This window comes from Porphyromonas loveana (genome assembly GCF_003096695.1).
Taxonomy (GTDB): domain Bacteria; phylum Bacteroidota; class Bacteroidia; order Bacteroidales; family Porphyromonadaceae; genus Porphyromonas; species Porphyromonas loveana.
In genome coordinates this window covers 1-2329 of record NZ_QEKY01000035.1, presented here as the reverse complement: position 1 = coordinate 2329, position 2329 = coordinate 1, and the positions used below count along the sequence as shown (strand labels likewise).

The following is a 2329-nucleotide window of genomic DNA, read 5'->3' as shown; positions in this document are numbered from 1 at the left end:
TAACTAAGGTGCTAGTGCCGTAAAAGGCGTCCACGCGAGGTAAGTAACAGTGCCATGCGAAAGAGTTCTTTTGCATGGCACTGTTTTTTTGTGAAAATGGATGAGCGCGGACTACAACCACCCCACAGAGGACATTACCCCGCTGCTCGATGCCATCGTCCAATACACCCCCACTCCTGAACAGCTCGATGGCGCCACACAGATGCTCATCACCTCGCTCGACTTCACCTCCTACGTAGGTCGTATCGCCGTGGGGCGCGTACATCGCGGCACACTACGCGAGGGGCAGGACATTATGCTGTGCAAGCGTGATGGCACGATGCAGAAGCAACGCATCAAAGAGCTGAATACATTCGAAGGACTGGGGCGTGCCAAGACCGACCATGTGGACGCAGGAGACATCTGCACAATCATCGCCCTCGAAAGCGGGACGGCCTATGCCCTCAACAACCTGCAGAGCCGCGGCCGTTTCTTCATCTCTCCGCAAGAAGAGGTTTATGCCGGCCAGGTGGTAGGAGAGCACACCAAAGAAGGCGACCTCTGCGTCAATGTGTGCAAGAGCAAGAAGCTCACGAATATGCGAGCCTCCGGCAGCGGCGACAAAGTCTCACTGGCTCCGCCCCGTAGTCTTCAGCCTCGAAGATGCGCTGGAATACATCCCGTATTCTCCGATGGCGATTCCCGCCAGAATCATGCCCACAATGTGAGGGATGCGCAATTTGGAGAGAATGAGCGGCGCAAAGAGAATGATGGAAAGCACGAGGAAGAACACCCAAGTGGGATCGGTGATGGGCAGTTTCAGGTGAAAATCAAACAGATCGGACATGTTCTCTGGCGTTAGGGATTCAAGCGCAAAGGAACGAAAAAAAGCAGATAGACAATGTTGAAAAGTGTGCATGGATTAGCTTCTGTCGGTTCGTGGCTCATTTCCTTTCGTCGCATGAAGTCGATCGTCGGGCAGCACTTTTCCCTTTTCGTTGGCCAGCACCCGTTTTTTCGTTTGGGTGCAGGCAAACGAATAAATCTATGTTAACAAAAGACTTCGCCGTTTCGGCCAAAGAGGGTGATTGATGCCATGAAAGCGACTGAGCCGTCGGGAAATGAAAAAAGAAACGAAATGTCGGACAAACAGAGATTTTTCGATAACTTTGTTCCCGCCTGACGGTCAAAGTCTTGCATAAACAAATCTGTATATGAAAACAAAACGCCTTCTTCTCACTCCTTGGTTCATCGTGGGATTGTCAGCCCTGCTGCTCAACGATTTTTACCTGAAATCCGCCTTCGGCAATTTCTTTACGGGTAAGCTCTCGGACTTTGCGGGGTTGTTGGTTTTTCCTTTGTTCATGGCTGCCGTCTTTCCGCGACTGGAAAAATCGGCGGCTTTCATCACGGGAATCGGTTTTATGCTGTGGAAACTTCCGCAGACTACGCCTTTGATTGATTTCGTCAACGCCATGACAGGGCTGGGCTTGTACAGAGTTGTTGATTATACGGACTATGTGGCGCTTGCTGTTCTGCCGTTCAGTCATTATCTGATCAACAGGCGCAGCGCGGAGCGGCCCGTTTCTCGCCCGTTCGCCGGAACCGTGGCGACTTACGTCTTGGCCGGCATCGCGTTTTTCGCTTTTTGCGCCACGTCGATGCCTTACAATCTTTATGAAATGCCCGGCGGAACAGTCTTTATCGGGAAATCGTACACCATCAAACTGCCCAAAGACTCCGTGATCGGCGTCATTCGGAACATGGGCTACAACTGCGACTCTTGCGGGGAACTCACGGACCCCTCCTTGCCTTACCGCAAATTTGCTTCGGTCGGAGGACGAAATTATTACCGGACGAATAATTTAGCACTGAGTCGCGGGAACGGAAAGAACGGTGCGAATTCGGGTTCGGATTCCGTTGCCTGTGTTCACTATACGTTGGATTCGATAAAGCCCGACCGGACACGCCTGTTCGTCATCAACATCGTCCTGCCTCGCGAAGGCAACATTCAGGACTGGAAGAAGCTGCGGGCTTTGCACGACTTCTACAAGAAAAGTTTGAAGAAAGGCCTGATCGACGAGATAAAAAACTGAGCTTACGCCATCCGCGAGGCGTATTCACGGGTTGGTTTTGAATGCGGTAAACGTCTTCCACTTGCCGTTGACTTTCAGCAATTCGCCTATTTTTAGGCTTACGGTGTCGTTAAATACGATGAATATGTGGAGATAACGCCCAAGAACATGCGCATGCGCAAAATCATCCTCGACGAAACAGAACGCAAACGTCAAGGACGATAACAAAGCAAAAGATTTGCATGTTTCAAATTATCGCCGTACTTTGGCGACCG

The 2329-nt window shown here is 51.1% G+C and carries 1 protein-coding gene and 2 pseudogenes; all 3 read left to right on the top strand.

The window, feature by feature from the left end:
- Positions 1-97: 97 nt before the first annotated feature.
- Positions 98-659, top strand: a pseudogene (locus tag C7382_RS09945) (EF-Tu/IF-2/RF-3 family GTPase); the annotation flags it as partial.
- 534 nt (positions 660-1193) lie between these two features.
- Entirely contained in the window at positions 1194-2075 is an 882-nt protein-coding gene (locus C7382_RS09940) for a hypothetical protein (RefSeq protein ID WP_116680107.1), read from the top strand.
- A 108-nt stretch (positions 2076-2183) separates the two neighbouring features.
- Positions 2184-2279: pseudogene (locus C7382_RS10345) on the top strand (hypothetical protein); the annotation flags it as partial.
- Positions 2280-2329 lie beyond the last annotated feature (50 nt).

Coding starts and splice junctions, on each gene's coding strand:
- C7382_RS09940 (WP_116680107.1), top strand. CDS start 1,194: ATGAAAACAAAACGCCTTCTTCTCACTCCTTGGTTCATCGTGGGATTG.